The sequence below is a fragment of the Bradyrhizobium sp. LB14.3 genome, assembly GCF_040547985.1.
Taxonomy (GTDB): Bacteria; Pseudomonadota; Alphaproteobacteria; order Rhizobiales; family Xanthobacteraceae; genus Bradyrhizobium.
The window spans coordinates 588,158-605,761 of sequence record NZ_JBEPQT010000001.1; the positions used below are offsets into that span (position 1 = coordinate 588,158).

Sequence of the window (17,604 nt, forward strand, 5' to 3'; positions counted from 1 at the left end):
CCGGGCTCATCAATGGCAGGAGGCGGTGCGTCGAAGGTGTCACCCTCCGCTGGAGGTGGGAGCGGGGCCAGCGTCTTCGCACATGACGGCCGGAGCCGGCTCGGCTAGATTACCCCCAGAAAACAAGACGAATTGTCCGGGGAGGACAGGCGTGCACCAGGGACGTGTCGTTTACGGCGCGATCGAGGAGGTTGTGTTCGGCCACCCCGCCGCCGACGCTGTGGTCGCGCAGATGGACCGGCTGGGGACGCGTCGCGCCTTCCTGATGGTGTCGGGCACGCTCAACCGGCAGACCGACGAAATCGCCAAGATCAAACAGGCCCTGGGCACACGCTGCGCGGGCGTCTTCGATGCCATGCCCGCGCACACCCCGCGCGAGGCGGTGATCGCCGCCACCAATGCGGCGCGGGAAGCGGGCACAGACCTGATCGTCACGGTGGGCGGCGGCTCGGTCACCGACGGCGCCAAGGCGGTACAGCTTTGCCTCGCCAACGGCATCGACGATATCGACGGCATCGAGCGTATCCGCGTGCACAAGGGCGTCGCGCCCGAGATGACCGCGCCGACTGTGCGCCAGATCAGCGTACCGACCACGATCGCAGGCGGCGAGTTCAGCTCCATCGCGGGCGTCACCGACCGCACCACGCATGTGAAGCAGATGCTACGGCATCCGCTCGCGGTGCCGCGCGCGACCATCCTCGATCCCGCCATCACCGTGCACACGCCGGAATGGCTGTTTCTTTCGACCGGCATCCGCGCCATCGATCATTGTGTCGAGGCGATCTGCTCGCGCGAGACGCACCCTTATGCCGACGCACAGTCGGTGAAAGGCCTCGCGATGCTCGCCGACGCGCTGCCGCGGGTGAAGGCTGACCCGTCCGACCTCGACGCGCGGATGGATGCGCAGATCGGTACCTGGCTGTCGATGGGCGCGCTCGCCGCCGGCGTGCCGATGGGGGCAAGCCACGGCATCGGCTACGTGCTGGGCGCGACCTTCGACGTGCCGCATGGCTACACCTCCTGCGTCATGCTGCCGGCGGTGATGCGCTGGAATGCGCGCGACAATGCCGAGCGCCAGATGATCGTCGCAGCCGCGATGGGCTTTCCCGGCCGCAAGGCAGCCGATGTGCTCGATGCCTTCATCCGCTCGCTCGGCATGCCGCGCAGCCTCGCTGAGGTTCACGTCTCGCCGGAGCATTTCGACGCCATCGCGGAGGCTGCAATGCGCACGAACTGGATCCCGCGCAACCCGCGCAAGATCGACGGCCCTGCGCAGTTGCGCGAAATCCTGCTTCTTGCCGCATGATCTAAAGCCGGAGGACTGATGTACCCAGGTTACCATGCCCGCCTGCGCCCGCTCCAGCCCGCCTTCATCATGGCGGCGACCGGCGAGGCCGTCACCTATCGCGAGCTCGAAGCGCGCAGCAACCGGCTGGCGCATTTGTTTCGCAAGCACGGCTTGAAGCGGCTCGACCACTACGCGATTTTCATGGAGAACAATTCCCGCTACCTCGAAGCCTGCGGCGCGGGCGAGCGATCCGGGCTGTACTACACCTGCATCAACTCGTTCCTGACGCCGGGCGAGCTCGCTTATCTCCTCGTCAACAGCCAGTCGAAAATCCTGATCACGTCGGTTGCGAAGCTCGATATCGCCCGCGAGGCGATCAACGCCTGCCCCGAGATCAAGCTGTGCGTCGTTGCCGACGGCCCGGGCGAGAGTGAGCGCATCGTCGGCCTCGCGGAGGTGACCGCCGATCAGCCGACGGCGCCGCTCCACGATGAATGGCTCGGTACCGCCATGCTGTATTCATCGGGCACAACGGGGCGGCCGAAGGGCATTATTCGGCCACTGCCGGACGAGCCGCCGAAGCACAATCTGCCGCTGTTCGATTTCCTGACAAAGCTCTGGCAATACCGCGAGGGCATGGTCTACCTCTCGCCGGCGCCGCTCTATCATTCGGCGCCGCAGGCCGCCGTGAACCTCACGATCCGCATGGGCGGGACCGTGATCATCATGGAGACGTTCGATCCCGAGCGCTACCTCCAGCTCATCGAGCAATGGGGCATCACCCACACCCAGCTGGTGCCGACGATGTTCTCGCGCATGCTGAAGCTGCCGGAGGGGGTGCGAAAGCGCTACGACCTCTCCTCGCTCGAGATCGCGATCCACGCCGCCGCGCCCTGCCCGGCCTTGGTCAAGGACGAGATCATCAAATGGTGGGGACCGATCATCCACGAATATTACGGCGCGACCGAAGGCCTCGGCTTCACCGCCTGCGACAGCGCGGAATGGCTCGCCCATCGCGGCACCGTCGGCAAGGTGCTGCTTGGCGACCTCCACATCCTCGACGAGAACATGAAGCCGTGCCCCACCGGCACCCCGGGACAGGTCTGGTTCAGGACGGCCACGCCATTCGAGTATTTCAACGACCCCGAGAAGACCAAGGAGGCGCGCTCGGCCGATGGCAGTATGAGCACGGTGGGTGACGTCGGCTATGTCGACGAGGACCGATTCCTTTATCTAACGGACCGCGCCACCTTCATGATCATCTCCGGCGGCGTGAACATCTATCCGCAGGAATGCGAGAATCTGCTGATCACCCATCCGAAGGTCGCGGACGCCGCGGTGTTCGGCGTGCCCAATCCCGATCTGGGCGAGGAGGTCAAGGCGGTGGTGCAGCCGATGCCCGGCGTCGTGCCGGACCCGGCACTCGCCGAAGAGCTGATCGCCTTCTGCGGGGCGTCGCTGTCGCGGCAAAAGGTGCCGCGCTCGGTCGATTTCGAGAAGGAATTGCCGCGGCTGCCGACAGGGAAGCTGTACAAGCGGCTGCTAAGGGACCGGTATTGGGGGAACAAGGCGTCGAGGATCGTGTGAACCCCGATGTCGTCCCGGCGTTCGCCAACGACGCCGGAGGAACTTCTCTCACATTGTGAGAGGAAATCGCCTGCGGCCTTCCGTCATCCGAATTGTCGAGAGCGTGGGCGGCCTTGCCGGTTGCCTCCCTCCGCGCGCGTCGCTATCGTCCGTTCAAACAGGCCGCGAAAGGCCGAGGTCCAGGGAGGACGAGGATGCGGAGCGTACGAGCGCTCGCCGCAATGGCGGCGCTATCTTTGCTGGCGTTTTCGACGATTGCATTGGCCGGCGAGCCCAAACAGGGCGGGATTTTGCGGATGTACCACCGCGACAGTCCCGGCAATGCCTCGATCCACGAAGGCGCGACCTACTCGCTCAATGTTCCCTTCATGCCGGTGTTCAACAACCTCGTCATCTACAAGCAAGACGTGGCGCAGAACAGCATGGACACCATCGTGCCCGAGCTCGCCGAGAGCTGGGCCTGGGTCAACGACAACAAGACATTGACCTTCAAGCTGCGCGCGGGCGTGAAGTGGCACGACGGCAAGCCGTTCACCTCGGCTGACGTCAAATGCACCTTCGACATGCTGATGGGCAAGTCACAGCAGAAGTTCCGGCAGAATCCGCGCAAGAGTTGGTATGAACAAGTCAACGACGTCTCCACCAACGGCGATCTCGAAGTCTCCTTCAACCTGAAGCGGCCGCAGCCTTCGCTGCTGGCCCTGCTCGCCTCGGGCTACACGCCGGTCTATCCCTGCCACGTCTCGCCCGGCGACATGCGCACCCATCCGATCGGCACGGGGCCGTTCAAGTTCGTCGAGTTCAAGGCCAATGAATCGATCAAGCTGACCCGCAATCCGGACTATTGGCGCAAGGGCCGGCCCTATCTCGACGGCATCGAGTTCACCATCATCCCGAATCGCTCGACCGCCATCCTCGCCTTCGTCGCGGGCAAGTTCGACATGACCTTCCCGACCGAGGTCAGCATTCCGCTGTTGAAGGACGTCAAATCGCAGGCGCCGAACGCGGTCTGCGTGGTCGAGCCCAACAACGTTGCGACCAACATCATCGTCAATTCGTCCGCGCCGCCGTTCGACAACATCGACATCCGTCGCGCCATGGCGCTGTCGCTGGACCGCAAGGCGTTCATCTCGATCATGTTCGAGGGCCAGGGCGACGTCGGGGGCACCATGGAGCCCGCGCCGGCCGGCCTCTGGGCCATGCCGAAGGAGATGCTCGAGAGCATTCCGGGCTACGGCCCCGACATCACCGCCAACCGCGAAGAAGCCAAGAAGCTGATGCAGAAGGCCGGCTACGGCCCCGACAAGCACCTCGCCGTCAAGGTCTCGACCCGCAACATCCCGGTCTACCGCGATCCCGCGGTGATCCTGATCGACCAGCTCAAGAACATCTATATCGACGGCGAGCTCGACGTGGTCGAGACCGCAAACTGGTTCCCGAAGATCGCGCGCAAGGATTACATGCTCGGGCTCAATTTGACCGGCAATGCCGTCGACGATCCCGACCAGTCGTTCTACGAGAACTATTCCTGCGGCTCAGAGCGCAACTACACCAATTACTGCAACAAGGAGATCGAGAAGCTGTTCGACGTGCAGTCGCAGGAGACCGACCTCAACAAGCGCAAGAAGCTGGTGTGGGATATCGACAAGAAGTTGCAGGAGGACGTCGCCCGCCCGATCATCTTCCATGCACGGACCGGCAGCTGCTGGCAGCCTTATGTCAAGGGCGTGACGGTGATGTCGAACAGCTCGTATAATGGATACCGGTACGAGGATGTCTGGATGGACAAGTAGCGCTAGCAGCGGACGGGTTCGACGGGAGGCGATGCATGTTTGCCTATCTGGTGCGGCGCCTGTTCCTGATGCTCGTGACCCTGTTCGGGATCTCGGTCGTCATCTTCTTCCTGCTGCGCATCGTCCCCGGCAACATCGTCGACATCCTGTTTGCCGCGGCCGGCTATGTCGATCCCGCCGACAAGGCCAGTCTGGAGAAGGAGCTCGGCATCGATCAGCCGCTGGTGGTGCAATATTGGCACTGGATCAGCGGTTTTCTGCGCGGCGACTTTGGCTACTCCTATGTTTCCGAGAAGCCGGCGCTTCAGGAGATCCTGCCACGGATTCCGATCACCGCACGGCTCGCCGGGCTGGCGTTGTTGTTCTCGGCGTCGATCGGCATTCCCTTGGGCGTCATCAGCGCGGTGAAGCAGGGAACGAGGCTCGATTACGCGTTGCGTGTGGTGAGCCTCAGCGGATTGTCGCTGCCTTCGTTCTGGCTCGGCCTCTTGATCCTCACCGCGTCGGTGGCGATGTTCGGCCAGATGCCGATCTTCAACCCGAATCCGGCGACATGGCTGGAAGCCTTCGCAACCTATGCCGTGCCCGCCGCCGCCGTCGGCTTCCGCAGCGCGGCACTGACCATGCGCATCACCCGCTCCTCGATGCTGGAGGTGCTGCGGCAGGACTATATTCGCACCGCGCGCGCCAAGGGCGCATCGGATGCCGCCGTGAACTATCAGCATGCGCTCAAGAACGCGATTCTGCCCGTCATCACCGTGATCGGAATCGAGGCGGCGTTTCTGATCGGCGGTCTCATTGTCACGGAGACCGTGTTCAACATCCCCGGCGTCGCCCGCTTCCTGGTCGAGGCGATCCGCTGGCGCGACTATCCGATCGTGCAGAACCTCGTGATGCTGATTGCGATTGTGGTGGTGAGCGCGAATTTCATTGTCGACATGCTCTACGCGGTGTTCGACCCGCGCATCCGATTCACGGATTAGGAGATCAGTTTGGCCGCGATCGACTATGATGTTGAACTGAGGCGCGCTGGCGCCTACGCGCCCGGCGGCTGGCGGCGCGTGCTGTTCCTGGCGCAGCGGCACGTGCTGGGCGCGGCTGGGCTCGTCATCATGACCCTGTTCGTGTTCACCGCGGTCTTCGCCGACTTCATCGCGCGTTATGATCCCCTGACGATCGACGCCGCCCGGGCGCTGGGCCGCCCAAGCCTGTCGCACTGGATGGGGACGGATTCCTTCGGCCGCGACGTCTTCAGCCGAATCATCCATGGCGCGCGAATCTCGCTGGCGGTCGGGATCGGCTCGACTGCGCTCGGCGGCACCATCGGCGTAATCGTCGGGCTGACCTCCGGCTATCTCTCCGGCTGGGTCGATCTGGTATTCCAGCGCGTCTCCGACGTTCTCCAGGCGTTACCGCTGCTGGTCCTGGCCCTGATCATGACCGCCGCGCTGGGTCCCTCCTTGCCGAACGTCATCATTGCGATCGCCATTCCACTGATCCCCACCGTGTCGCGCGTCATCCGTGCCAACACGCTGGCGCTGCGCGAGCTGCCGTTCATCGAGGCCGCCAAGTCGATCGGCATGAGCGAGGTGCGGATCGCGCTGCGCCATGTGCTGCCGAACACGCTGGCGCCGCTGATCGTGCTCGCGACCGCCCAGCTCGGCTCGACCATCCTCACTGAAGCCTCGCTCTCCTTCCTCGGTCTCGGCATTCCCGAGCCTTATCCGTCATGGGGCCGCATGCTCTCTGAATCCGCCGCCGAATACGTCCGCACCGCGCCATGGCTGGTGATCTTCCCGGGCATCGCGATCAGCCTCGCAGTGTTCGGCGCCAATCTGTTCGGTGACGCCTTGCGCGACATCCTCGATCCCCGGCAGCGCGGCTGATGGCGGACAAATCCGATCTCGTGCTCGATGTGAAGAACCTGAAGACGGTGTTCTTCACCAACTCCGGCCTGTTCAAGGCCGTCGATGACGTTTCCTTCACGGTGAGGCGCGGCGAGACGCTCGCGATCGTCGGCGAATCCGGCTGCGGCAAGAGCGTCACGGCCCTCTCCCTGATGCGGCTGGTGCCGGATCCGCCCGGCCGCATCGTCGGCGGCTCCGTCACGCTCGAAGGCACTGATCTTCTGGCGCTGGACGAAGCTGAGATGCGCGCGATCCGCGGAAATCGCATCTCCATGATCTTCCAGGAGCCGATGACCTCGCTCAATCCGGTGATGCGGATCGGCGACCAGATCGTCGAGGCGGTGCGGCTGCACCGGAACATGTCGAGCAAAGAGGCCCGCGACATCGCGATCGAGATGCTGCGCCTGGTGCGCATCCCCGAGCCGGCTCGGCGCGCGCGGGAATATCCGCATCAACTCTCAGGCGGCATGCGCCAGCGCGCCATGATCGCGATGGCGCTGGCGTGCCGGCCGGCGCTGCTGATCGCGGACGAGCCCACCACCGCGCTCGACGTCACCATCCAGGCGCAGATTCTGGCGCTGATCCTGGACCTTCAGAAGGAGCTCGGCACCGGGCTCGTGCTGATCACGCATGATCTCGGTGTCGTCGCGCAGACCGCGCAGCGCGTCATCGTGATGTATGCGGGTCGGAAGGTCGAGGAAGCCAGCGTCGAGGCGCTGTTCGCCGCGCCAAAGCATCCCTACACGCGCGGATTGATGGCCTCGATACCGGCAGTGCCGGCGCCGGGCGTCGCCGCGCAGGCACGGCTGAACGAAATTCCCGGCACGGTTCCGTCGCTGGTGCGACTGCCAAAGGGTTGCGCCTTCGCGCCGCGCTGCACGCTCGCGATCAAGCGCTGCGAGGCCGAATATCCGCCGCTCATCGATTGGGGCGGCGGCCATCTCGCGGCCTGCTGGCGCGCGGCCGAAGTGGCGGAGGTGGCATGACCGAGGCGCTGCTCGAAGTCACTGACCTCAAGAAACACTATCCGGTGCGCGCCGGCGTGTTGCGTCGACAAATCGGCACAGTGCATGCGGTCGACGGCGTCTCATTTTCGGTTGGCACCGGTGAGACGCTCGGCCTTGTCGGCGAATCCGGCTGCGGCAAGTCGACGGTGGCACGCAGTGTGCTGCGGCTGGTCGAGCCGACCTCCGGCCAGATCCGCCTCGACGGCGAGGACATCACTCGCCTCTCCAAGGCTGCGCTGCGGCCGCACCGTCGTTCGATGCAGATCGTGTTCCAGGATCCGTTCGCGTCGCTCAATCCGCGCATGACCGCAGGCGACATCGTCGGCGAGCCGCTGCTCGTGCACGGACTCGCGACCGGCAAGGCACTGGAGGCGCGTACCGCAAAGCTGTTCGAGCAGGTTGGCTTGCGGCCCGACCAGATGCGCAATTTTCCGCACCAATTCTCCGGCGGCCAGCGCCAGCGCATCTGCATCGCGCGGGCGCTCGCGCTGGAGCCGCGGCTGATCGTCTGCGACGAGCCGGTCTCCGCGCTCGACGTCTCGATCCAGGCGCAGGTGATCAACCTGTTGATCGATCTGCAACGCGAGCACGGCTTCTCCTATCTCTTCATCGCGCATGACCTCGCCGTGGTCGCCCATATCAGTCACCGCGTCGCCGTGATGTATCTCGGCCGCATCGTCGAGATTGCCGACAAGGACGAGCTGTTCAGGAACCCGCGCCATCCCTATACGCAGGCCTTGCTCGCCTCCGTGCCGATCGCCAACCCACTCGCCAAAAAGCTCGCGCCGCTGGTCGACGGCGATGTGCCAAGCCCGGTCAATCCGCCGTCCGGATGCGCCTTTCACACCCGCTGCCGGTTTGCGATGGAGCGGTGCAAGACGGAGCGGCCGGCGCTGGTGGGTGCGGGCGACGGGCACCAGGTGGCGTGTTTGCTCAATGAAGGGACGGGGCGGCCGAACGCGATCCCGTAGGGTGGGTCAGCCGAAGGCGTAACCCACCGCTTCTCGTACCGCGATAAAAGTGGTGGGTGACGCTTCGCTGACCCACCCTACGATAACTGCGCTCGCCGCTCGAACTAAATCCCGATCTCCGCCACGATCCTGCCCGTGGTCACCTGCTCGCCCTCGGCGACGTCGATCGCCGCGACCACCCCGTCGATGCCGGCCTTGTGGACGTGCTCCATCTTCATCGCTTCCAGTGTCATCACCGGCTGACCGGCGGTGACGCGCTCACCCGGCTTGACCAGCACGGCAACGACACGGCCGTTCATGGCGGCACGGACTTTTCCGTCGCCGCCATTTGTTGCAGCGGCTTTCGGCGCGGCGAAGGTGAGATCGGTCGCCGCGAGCGGGATGCCGCGGTACTGGAGGTAGAGCCGGTCGCCGTCGCGCAGGAATTTTGCGCTGTCCATCACGCCGTCATGGCGAAAGCGGATCACGTCGAGGTCGAGCTGATCGACCTCGAACTTGTCCTGCCGGCCGTCGATGGCAACGGTGTAGCTGCCATCGCGCTCCCGGGTGACTTCGAGCTCATGCGTCTGGCCGGCGATATCGATCTTTGCCGGTAGCGGAAACGTTGCCGCGAGGCTTCGCCCACTGCGCCACGACGGTGCCTGCGGGCTCGTGACGTAGAGCAGAAGGCCCGCAAGCGCGGCGCTGAATGTGCTACTCGCAACCGGCCCCAGCAATTCGTCGCGATGCGCACCAATGAACGCCGTGGTCGCTTCGCCCTTGGCAAAGCCGGGATGGCGCAGGCATGACATCAGGAACGCCTGATTGGTGGTCACACCGAATCCGGTCAGTTGCTCCAGGCCGACGATCAGCCGCCCCCTCGCCTCCTCGCGTGTCGCCCCATGGCTGATCACCTTGGCGATCATGGAATCGTAGAACGGCGGAATCTCAGAGCCCGATTGCAGCGCATGCTCGACGCGAATGCCATCCGGCACCTGCCAGCGCGCCATGCGCCCGGACTGCGGCATGAAATCATGCGCGGCGTCCTCCGAGCACAGCCGCACCTCGATCGCGTGGCCTGTGAAGCGAATGTCCTGCTGCTTCACCGGCAATTGCTCGCCGCGCGCGACGCGCAGCTGCAGTTCGACGAGATCGAGCCCGGTGATCGCCTCGGTCACGGGATGCTCGACCTGGAGGCGCGTGTTCATTTCCATGAAGTAGAACGCGCCACTCGTATCGAGCAGGAACTCCAGCGTCCCGGCGCCCTCGTAACGCAACGCCTTCACCGCGGCGACCGCGACCTCGCCCATCTTTCCACGCAACTCGGGCGTGACCGCGGGCGACGGCGCCTCCTCGATCAGCTTCTGGTGCCGCCGCTGTACCGAGCAATCGCGCTCGCCGAGATGAATGGCATTGCCGTGGCTGTCGCCGAACACCTGGATCTCGATATGACGGGGATTCTGGATGGCGCGTTCGAGAATGACGGAGGGATCGCCGAACGCCGCCTTTGCCTCGGACCGTGCACTGCGCAGGGCATCGCCGAAGGATGCAGCGTCGGTGACGAGCCGCATGCCGCGGCCGCCACCGCCGGCGACCGCCTTGATCATCACGGGGAAGCCGATCTTTTTGGCTTCCGCCAGCATGACCTCGTCGCCTTGGTCGGCGCCCTGATAGCCGGGCACGCAGGGCACGCCGGCCTTGTTCATGATCTCTTTGGCGCCGGCCTTGTTACCCATCGACTCGATCGCCTGCGGCGAGGGGCCGATGAAGACCAGGCCGGCATCCTTGCAGGCCTGCGCAAAATCCTCGTTTTCGGCGAGGAAGCCATAGCCGGGATGCACTGCATCCGCGCCGCTGGCTTTTGCGGCCGCAATGATCGCGGGGATGTTGAGATAGGACTGCGCCGGCAGGGCTTCGCCGATGTGCACGGCCTGGTCCGCCTGCCGCACATGGAGCGCATCGCGATCCGCATCCGAATAGACCGCGACGACGCCGAGGCCGAGCTTCCGCGCGCTTCGCATCACCCGCAGCGCGATCTCGCCGCGATTGGCGACCAGAACCCGAGAGAACGGCCGGTGCTGCACTGATCCGTTCCTCATGGGCGGGCCACCGAGAATTGCATGCGCTGGGGCGTGCGCGCATCGCCCTCGCGGCAGATCGCGAGCACCTCAGACAGGGCCGCCCGAGTGTCGCGCGGATCGATCACGCCGTCGTCGAGCACGCGCGCGCTGGTCGAGAACACGTCCATCTGGCCGTCGAACACGCCGATGATCTGCGCCTTCATGGCATCGAGCTTTTCTTTCTCGACCGGCTTGCCGCGGCGAGCTGCGGCGGCTTCGGTGACGATCGCCATGGTCTCGGCGGCCTGCTCGCCGCCCATCACGGCAGTCTTGGCGTTGGGCCAGGAGAGGCAGAAGCGCGGATGGAAGCCGCGCCCGCACATGCCGTAATTGCCGGCGCCGAACGAGGCGCCGCAATAGATGGTGATCTGCGGCACCGTCGCCGACGTCACCGCCTGGATCATCTTGGAGCCGTGCTTGATCATGCCGGCTTCTTCGTAGGATTTGCCGACCATGTAGCCGGTGGTGTTGTTCAGATACAGCAATGGCGTGCGGGTCTGGCAGCAAGCCTGGATGAAATGCGTCGCCTTGTTGGCGCCGGCGGGATCGAGTGGGCCGTTGTTGGTGATGATACCGATCGCCTGGCCCTCGATGCGGGCATGGCCGCAGACGGTGGCCGGGCCGTAGTTCGGCGCCATCTCGGTGAAATCGGAATCGTCGACGATGCGCGCGATCACTTGCTTCATGTCCACGGAGCGCTTGTGGTCCATCGGCATGATGCCGAGCAGCTCTTCCTGGTGGTAGCGCGGCGGCTTGAACTGTGCTGCCGCCTTGCCCGGCCGCTCCCACTCCAGCGCCGCCATGATCTCGCGCGCGATGCGCAGGGCGTCGCGGTCATCCTCCGCGAGATAGTCGCCGAGACCGGAAACCTGCGTGTGCATCTCGGCGCCGCCGAGTTCCTCCTCGGTCGCGATCTCGCCAGTTGCAGCCTTCAGCAGCGGCGGACCCGCGAGGAAGGCGCGAGTGCGGCCACGGACCATGACGATGTAATCGGACAGGCCGGTCTGATAGGCGCCACCGGCGGTCGAGGAGCCATGCGTCACGGTGACGACGGGCAGCCCGGCAGCCGAGAGCCGCGCGAGATTGCGAAAGATGTTGCCACCACGGACAAAGTCTTCGACGCGGTAGCGCAGGAGATTGGCACCGGCGCTTTCGACCAGCTGGAGATAAGGCAGCTTGTTCTCCAGCGCGAGCTCCTGCACGCGTATCGTCTTGTCCAGGCCGTAAGGTTGAAGCGCGCCGGCATCGATGCCGGAATCGTTGGCGCTGATCATGCAGCGGATGCCCGAGACGAAGCCGATGCCGGCAATGACGCCGCCGCCGGGCACGCTCTTGCTTGGATCCGGCACGTCGAACATGTAGCCGGCCAGCGTGGACAGCTCGATGAAGGGCGCGCCGGGATCGAGCACCAATGCGACGCGCTCGCGCGGCAGCAGCTGGCCGCGCTTGTGAAAGCGATCTTTCGCCACGGCAGACGCGGCACGCGTGCGCTCTTCCAGCGCTCGCATGCGGTCGATCAGGCCGAGCATGCCGTCGCGGTTGGCGTGATAGGCGGCGCTGCCGAGGGAAACTGTGTTTTCGAGAATGGACATCACTCTATCCTGCTCGTCATTGCGAGGAGCGGAGCGACGAAGCAATCCAGACGGCTTCCGTGGAGAGAATCTGGATTGCTTCGCTGCGCTCGCAATGACGGTTGAGGCGATAACTTACCTGTTCGTCCCAAAAATCTTCCGCGCTTCCGCCGGGCTCGCGATCTCGCGGCCCGCGCGCCGGGCGCAGGCGGCGATGGCTTCGATCAGCTGGCCGTTGGACGTCACCTTCTTGCCGTCGGCGAGATAGAAGGCATCTTCGAGACCGGTGCGCAGATGGCCGCCGAGCTCGGCGCAGCGCTGATGCAGCGGCCAGATCTCTTCGCGGCCGATCGCCGTGACCTGAAAATGCGCCTCGGGACGCTTCAGCTTGATCAGGATCGGCAGCAGATCGGGATCGGACGGCATGCCGGAGGCGACGCCCATCACGAAATTATACTCGAGCGGACCCTTGTACATGCCGACCTGGGTGTACATCCCAACGCAACGCACGATGCCGACGTCGAAGCATTCGAATTCGGGGATGGTACCGACCGCGTTCATGACGTCGAGATAGTCCTTCACCTTCTCGACCGCATTGTCGAACATCATCGGCGGCCAGGCCCAGCTATTGTCGGCTTTCACCTTCAGATAGTTCAGCGAGCCGGCATTGCAGGCGGCGATCTCCGGCCTGGTCTCGCGGATGCAATCCAGCGCTCCACTGTAGTTCGGCCCAGAGACGCCGGAGGTGTGGTTGATGATCACGCCGGGGCAGGCTTCGCGGATCGCCTGCTGGATCTCCTTGCTGACGCTGACCTCCCAGGACGGCAGATGCCCCTTGTCCGGCGCCTGCTGGCGCAGATGGATGTGCATGATGGACGCGCCGGCATCGAACGCAGCCTTGGCCTCGCGCGCCATCTGCTCGGGCGTCACAGGCACGTTGTGCTGCCTGGGGTCAGTGAGCACGCCGTTCAGCGCGCAGGTGATGACGGCCTTGTCGCTCATGCCTTGAATGTCTCGCAGGTTGATAATTCAACGTTTGCGATCATGTGATGGGCGGCATGCGGCTTCTTGCGCGGAGAAGCTAGCTAAACGCTAGCTGTCGTAGGGCGGGCAAAGGCGCCCTGGCGCCTGCCCACCATCTCTCCACACCTCACGAAGGTGGTGGGCACGCTTCGCTTTGCCCACCCTGCAAGAGCGAGCTAGTTCGCCTCCGCCAGCCTCACCGTCTCGCTGCTGCGATAGATCGCTAGATCCCGCGAGCCGACGAAGATCGCGCGCGGCTTCAGGCCGTAGAAGCGGCGGATCGAATGGCTGAAATGGGTGCTGTCGGGATAGCCGATATCCTGCGCGAGATGGGCGAGGTTGAGGTCCTGGTTGGCGAAGTGCAGCAGATGCCGCGCGCGCTTCCAGGCGCGGAAGGAGCGAAACGAGATGCCGGTCTCTTCCTTGAACAGATGCAGGAAACGCGAAGCGGAAAGTCCGGCGTCCGCCGCGCATGTGTCCGCCGTCACGGGCTCGCCCGTGAAGCGGCCGATGCGCGCCACCGCACGCGTCACGCGCGGGTCGAGCACGCGCCGCGGCAGCGCTTCGCCAAAACACATCTCGTCAAATTCGGCGGTGGTGATGTCGCCGTAGCGGCGCTCTCGCAACAACGTGTAGGCGGCGAGAATCTTGCGGGCGTAGACAGCCTGGTCGGGTCCGGTGAGCCGCGCGGCCAAGGCCTCGATCACGCCATCAGGCATGCTCTCCGGCTCCAGCGTCACGCTGATCGCCGTGCGGTAGTCGCTGGCAATGGAATGCCGCTGGTTCGGCAGGGTGACGAACAGCTCGCCGGTGGCGAGGACTTCGTCGAGCGTCAGATGCAGGCTACCCTTGACCGCGACATAGACGTGGCAGCAGCCGGGCGTCCGCTTGCGGGGGCGGCCGAGCAGGCCGGCATAGAATACCCGCTCCGGCGTGATCAGCATCAAATGGTCGGATTCGCGACCGTTATCTTCCATTGGGATCCTCCTCGCGCGGCTCTTTGGCCGCTGCGGACGGAGGTCACCTTAGCGGAAATTTGGGCGCTGTCACGGCGCGGTAGCGCTGTCATGGAGCGTAAAACATCGGCGTTCCCGGACGTCCAGAGGACGAACCCGGAACCGGCAAGCAACAATTTCGTCCAGGCGACGGAGCTACGCCCTCACACGCGCCGCGATGTTCTGTTCGACTCCAGCCTTCTGCTCCGCAGCAACCGCACGTTTGAATCCATCGCGCTGCTGCAAGCACGCCCAATAAGCTGCGACATTTGGCCCAAAGTCCTTGGCGAGCCCGATGTTGCTGGCGAGGCGGAGCGCATAACCAATGACAATGTCAGCGGCGGTGAAGCGACCCGCGCACAATGTTTCGGCATTGGCGGTCGCGGCCTCGACGGCGCGCAGCCGGCCCAGGAACCACTTTGCATAGTCGGTAGCGACCTGCGGATTGCGGCGCTCCTCCGGCTCGAGCTGGGTGTATCGGAGCACCAGCGTCTGCGGGAAGGTTAACGTGGCGTCGCTGAAATACATCCAGTTCAGGAAGGCGCCATAGGCGGGATCTTCCGGCCCGACCATCAGCGGCGTCGGCCCGTGCCTGATACCGAGATAGTGGCAGATGCCGGAGGACTCCGTCATCTTCGTCTCGCCATCGACCATGAAGGGAATCGTGCCCAGCGGGTTGAGCGCGAGATACTCCTTGGCGAAGACCCGCGGCGGGAACGGCAGCATCTTCACTTCGTAGGGAAGTCCCATCTCCTCCAGCATCCAGAGTGGACGGAAAGAGCGCGCTGCGTCGCAGTGATAGAGCGTGATCATCAAGAGCTTCCTTTGCTGCCGGGCAGCGTGCCCATCATCTTGCACAGGACCATCAGCATGACCTCGTCCGCGCCGCCGCCGATCGAAGTCAGGCGGCTGTCGCGATAGGCACGGCTGACCGGCGTCTCGTTGGTAAAGCCCATTCCGCCCCAATATTGCAAGCAGGCGTCGGTAAGTTCGCGGCCGAGCCGCCCGGCCTTCAGCTTGGCCATGGTCGCAAGTTTTGTGACATCCTCGCCCGCCACCAGCGCCTCGCCAGCGCGGTAGATCAGCGCGCGCAGCAGCTCGACCTCGGTCTGCATCTCCGCCAGCTTGAAGTGAACGACCTGGTTGTCGAGGATGGACTTGCCGAAGGCCTTTCGGTTGCGGGTGTATTCGATGGTCTCGTTGATGATGTATTCGTGCGCCTTCAGGCAGGCCGCCGCACCCCAGAGGCGCTCCTCCTGGAACTGGATCATCTGGTAGGTGAAGCCCTTGCCCTCCTCGCCGATCCGGTTGCGCCTGGGCACGCGGACATTGTCGAAGAAGATTTGCGCGGTGTCGGAGGAGCGCATGCCCATCTTGTCGAGTTTTCGCGCGACAGTGACGCCCTTGGTCTTCATGGGCACGCAGATCAGCGACTTGTTGCGGTGGACGGGCCCGTCGCCGGTGTTGGCGAGCAGGCAGATCCAATCGGCCTGGGTGCCGTTTGTGATCCACATCTTGCCGCCATCGATGACGTAGTCGTCGCCGTCGGTGCGCGCATTGGTCTTGATCGAGGCCACGTCCGAGCCCGCGCCGGGCTCTGAGACGCCGATGCAGGCTACATAGTCACCGGAGATCGAGGGTACCAGGAATTCGCGCCGCACCTCGTCCGAGCCGAACCGCGCCAGCGCCGGCGTTGCCATGTCGGTCTGCACGCCGATCGCCATCGGCACGCCGCCACAGGTGATGGCGCCGAGTTCCTCCGCCATCAACAGCGCATAGGAATAGTCGAGGCCGGAGCCGCCGAATTCGACCGGCTTGTTCAGCCCGAGAAAGCCGAGGCTGCCCATCTTCTTGAACAGCTCGTGCGCCGGGAAGATGTCGGCCTTCTCCCATTCATCGACATGAGGATTGATCTCATTGGCAATGAATTTTTGTAAGGAACGGCGGATCTCGTCGTGGTCGGCGGTAAACAGCATTTTTGTCAGCTCAGCTCTCGGTATCTCTGATGTGCTCGTCATGGCCAGCTTGTCCCGGCCATGACGGAGGAGACATTCACAACCCCATTTGCCGGCTGGCGAGATCCTTCATGATCTCCTCGGTGCCGCCGCCGATGGCGTTGACCTTGACCTCGCGGTAGATGCGCTCGGCCTTGATACCGCGCATGAAGCCGGCGCCGCCGAAGATCTGCACGGCTTCAGAGGCGCAGAACGCCATGGTCTGCGTCGCCTGGTTCTTCATCATACAGATTTCGGCGACCGGGCTTTCACCCTGCTCCAGCCGCCAAGCCAGCATCTCCAGCATCGCCTGGGAGGCCGCGACCTTCTGCGCCATGTCGACGATTTTGTGGCGGATCACCTGATGCTGCGCGAGCGGCTTTCCAAAAGTCTTGCGCTCCTTGGCGTAGGCAATCGCTTCGTCGAGGCACACGCGCGCGAAGGCGGTGCAGCCCGCCGCCATACCCATGCGCTCGCCGTTGAAATTATGCATGATGATCTTGAAGCCCTGGCCTTCCTCCCCGATCAGGTTTTCCGCCGGTACGCGGCACGCGTCGAAATGCAGGGTTGCGGTGTCGGAGGCCCACCAGCCCATCTTCTTCAGCTTTGTCCGCGCCAGGCCGGGCGTATCCCCCTCGATCAGGAGCAGGCTGACGCCGCCGGCACCCTCGCCGCCGGTGCGCACCGCAACGGTCAGATAGTCGGCGCGCATCCCGGAGGTGATGAAGGTCTTCTCGCCGCTCACGACGTAGTGATCGCCATCGCGCCGCGCCTTGGTCCGGAGGCCCGCAACGTCAGAGCCGCCGCCTGACTCGGTGATCGCGAGCGCGGAGATTTTCTCACCCGCGAGCACCCGAGGCAGCACACGCGCCCTAACCTCAGGGCGCGCCGCGCGCGCGATCGGCGGCGCACCGATGGTGTGGCTCATCAGGCTGGCGCTGATCCCGCCGGCGCCCGCCCGCGCCAGCTCCTGGCTGGCGACGATCTTCATGAACTGGTCGGCGGCGATCCCGCCATATTCCTCGGGGAATCCGAGCCCCAACAGCCCGATCCCGGCCGCCTTGCGATAGAGCGCGCGGGGGAATTCGCCGGCCTCGTCCCACTCGTGGGCGAACGGCGCGATCTCCTTGTCGACGAAGCGGCGCATCATCTCGCGAAAGGCATCATGCTCGGCGGTATAGAACGGGCTTTTCATCGCACTCTCGCCTTGCTGGCGGATTCGTCTCGTCCACCATGGCCGGAACCCTGGCGGCTCACTTGCGCGGAGTGGCTGACGGGGGCCGCCCCTTTGAGGAGGGTCTGCCTCTAGCAACTCAACGCAAGACGATTTTCACCGCTCGCGCGCCAACTCCTGATCAAAAAAAGCGTG

14 protein-coding genes are annotated in these 17,604 nt (G+C 64.5%); 7 read left to right on the top strand and 7 right to left on the bottom strand.

The genetic code is table 11. The features are described from left to right. Positions 1 to 151 precede the first annotated feature (151 nt). From ABIB00_RS02730 to ABIB00_RS02760, 7 genes are all read left to right on the top strand, one after another. Positions 152 to 1,306, top strand: coding sequence for an iron-containing alcohol dehydrogenase (locus ABIB00_RS02730; RefSeq protein ID WP_354103292.1), 1,155 nt, complete (start codon positions 152 to 154; stop codon positions 1,304 to 1,306). An 18-nt stretch (positions 1,307 to 1,324) separates the two neighbouring features. Then, positions 1,325 to 2,875, top strand: a complete 1,551-nt coding sequence (locus ABIB00_RS02735) for an AMP-binding protein (RefSeq protein ID WP_354103293.1) — start codon at positions 1,325 to 1,327, stop codon at positions 2,873 to 2,875. 194 nt (positions 2,876 to 3,069) lie between these two features. Further along, positions 3,070 to 4,668 carry an ABC transporter substrate-binding protein gene (locus ABIB00_RS02740; protein WP_354103294.1) on the top strand — a complete coding sequence of 533 codons (1,599 nt, stop codon included), beginning with the start codon at positions 3,070 to 3,072 and terminating at the stop codon, positions 4,666 to 4,668. A gap of 35 nt (positions 4,669 to 4,703) precedes the next feature. Continuing rightward, entirely contained in the window at positions 4,704 to 5,651 is a 948-nt protein-coding gene (locus ABIB00_RS02745) for an ABC transporter permease (RefSeq protein ID WP_247351782.1), read from the top strand. Positions 5,652 to 5,660: 9 nt separating this feature from the next. Beyond that, on the top strand, positions 5,661 to 6,554 hold the full coding sequence (locus ABIB00_RS02750; RefSeq protein WP_354048175.1) for an ABC transporter permease: 894 nt from the start codon (positions 5,661 to 5,663) through the stop codon (positions 6,552 to 6,554). Then, on the top strand, positions 6,554 to 7,561 hold the full coding sequence (locus ABIB00_RS02755; protein WP_247351779.1) for an ABC transporter ATP-binding protein: 1,008 nt from the start codon (positions 6,554 to 6,556) through the stop codon (positions 7,559 to 7,561). The genes ABIB00_RS02750 and ABIB00_RS02755 overlap by 1 nt, the downstream gene beginning before the upstream one ends. Continuing rightward, positions 7,558 to 8,553, top strand: a complete 996-nt coding sequence (locus tag ABIB00_RS02760; protein WP_354103295.1) for an ABC transporter ATP-binding protein — start codon at positions 7,558 to 7,560, stop codon at positions 8,551 to 8,553. The genes ABIB00_RS02755 and ABIB00_RS02760 overlap by 4 nt, the downstream gene beginning before the upstream one ends. 104 nt (positions 8,554 to 8,657) lie before the next feature. Here the strand turns inward: ABIB00_RS02760 and ABIB00_RS02765 are convergent, their stop codons facing one another. From ABIB00_RS02765 to ABIB00_RS02795, 7 genes are all read right to left on the bottom strand, one after another. Continuing rightward, entirely contained in the window at positions 8,658 to 10,631 is a 1,974-nt protein-coding gene (locus tag ABIB00_RS02765) for an acetyl-CoA carboxylase biotin carboxylase subunit (RefSeq protein ID WP_354103296.1), read from the bottom strand. Further along, complete coding sequence (locus ABIB00_RS02770; protein ID WP_354103297.1) at positions 10,628 to 12,244, bottom strand: acyl-CoA carboxylase subunit beta; 1,617 nt, start codon at positions 12,242 to 12,244, stop codon at positions 10,628 to 10,630. The genes ABIB00_RS02765 and ABIB00_RS02770 overlap by 4 nt, the downstream gene beginning before the upstream one ends. A gap of 114 nt (positions 12,245 to 12,358) precedes the next feature. Further along, complete coding sequence (locus ABIB00_RS02775) at positions 12,359 to 13,225, bottom strand: beta-keto acid cleavage family enzyme (RefSeq protein WP_247351771.1); 867 nt, start codon at positions 13,223 to 13,225, stop codon at positions 12,359 to 12,361. A gap of 197 nt (positions 13,226 to 13,422) precedes the next feature. After that, positions 13,423 to 14,223, bottom strand: a complete 801-nt coding sequence (locus tag ABIB00_RS02780; protein WP_354103298.1) for a helix-turn-helix domain-containing protein — start codon at positions 14,221 to 14,223, stop codon at positions 13,423 to 13,425. A 174-nt stretch (positions 14,224 to 14,397) separates the two neighbouring features. After that, positions 14,398 to 15,054 carry a glutathione S-transferase family protein gene (locus tag ABIB00_RS02785; RefSeq protein WP_354103299.1) on the bottom strand — a complete coding sequence of 219 codons (657 nt, stop codon included), beginning with the start codon at positions 15,052 to 15,054 and terminating at the stop codon, positions 14,398 to 14,400. Beyond that, a complete protein-coding gene (locus ABIB00_RS02790) occupies positions 15,054 to 16,217 on the bottom strand; it encodes an acyl-CoA dehydrogenase family protein (RefSeq protein WP_354103409.1) in 1,164 nt (387 codons plus the stop codon). Before ABIB00_RS02790 ends, ABIB00_RS02785 begins: the two co-directional genes overlap by 1 nt. Before the next feature lie 76 nt (positions 16,218 to 16,293). Further along, a complete protein-coding gene (locus ABIB00_RS02795; protein WP_354103300.1) occupies positions 16,294 to 17,430 on the bottom strand; it encodes an acyl-CoA dehydrogenase family protein in 1,137 nt (378 codons plus the stop codon). Between the last annotated feature and the right edge of the window lie 174 nt (positions 17,431 to 17,604).